This window comes from Staphylococcus sp. EG-SA-2, from assembly GCF_017152085.1.
The window spans coordinates 1-1,252 of the sequence record NZ_JACYHC010000815.1 but is presented as its reverse complement, the minus strand read 5'-3'; the positions used below and the strand labels follow the sequence as shown (position 1 = coordinate 1,252).

Below are 1,252 nucleotides of genomic sequence, written 5' to 3'. Positions count from 1 at the left end.
TTGGTTTTGTATGGTTTAAGTTATATCAATATACAACAAACCCTAAAGCTGATATCCCAGGTATCATTTTTAGTACGATTGGTTTTGGTGCTTTGTTATACGGCTTTTCAGAAGCGGGGAACAAAGGCTGGGGTTCTGTTGAGATAGAAACAATGTTTGCGATTGGTATTATCTTTATTATTCTATTTGTAATAAGAGAATTAAGAATGAAGGCGCCAATGTTGAATTTAGAAGTATTGAAATTCCCAACATTTACATTAACAACAATTATTAATATGGTTGTAATGTTAAGTTTGTATGGTGGTATGATTTTATTACCAATTTACTTACAAAATTTACGTGGTTTCTCAGCATTAGATTCCGGATTGTTATTATTACCTGGTTCTCTAATTATGGGTCTACTAGGACCATTTGCTGGTAAGTTGTTAGACACGATTGGTTTAAAACCTTTAGCCATTTTTGGTATTGCTGTCATGACTTATGCAACATGGGAATTAACTAAATTAAATATGGATACACCATATATGACAATCATGGGTATCTATGTACTTCGTTCATTTGGTATGGCATTTATAATGATGCCAATGGTAACTGCAGCTATTAATGCGTTACCTGGACGACTTGCCTCTCATGGTAATGCTTTCTTAAATACGATGCGTCAATTAGCAGGCTCTATAGGTACAGCAATCTTAGTTACTGTAATGACAACACAAACTACACAACACTTATCAGCTTTTGGGGAAGAGTTAGATAAAACGAATCCTGTTGTACAAGATCATATGCGTGAATTAGCATCACAATATGGCGGACAAGAAGGCGCAATGAAAGTGTTACTACAATTTGTAAATAAACTAGCAACGGTTGAAGGTATTAATGATGCATTTATAGTTGCAACGATATTTAGCATCATCGCCTTAATTTTATGTTTATTTTTACAAAGTAATAAAAAAGCAAAAGCTACAGCTCAAAAGTTAGATGCAGATAATAGTATCAATCATGAATAAATAAAATAAATTAATTGAAGTGTGACTAATCAAAAATTATGTTGTGGGGACATGATTTTTAAAGTATCGGTGCCAAATATGGTTATCGATACTTTTTTTATTTGTTGATTTGTAGAATGTTAGAGGAATTATATTAAAATTTGGCATTGACGTAGTAGGTCATTAATAAAGAAAAAGCAGGAAGTGGGTCAACGAAATGAATTTTGTGAAAATAACATTTCTGTCCCAATCCCTACTATATAACATTA

Annotated in this window: 1 protein-coding gene; it reads left to right on the top strand. The window is 32.4% G+C overall.

Features of this window, described 5'->3' with window-relative positions:
• A partial coding sequence (locus IDG60_RS14750) for an MFS transporter (protein ID WP_206160844.1) occupies positions 1-1,004 on the top strand: 1,004 nt, incomplete at its 5' end.
• Positions 1,005-1,252: the final 248 nt, after the last annotated feature.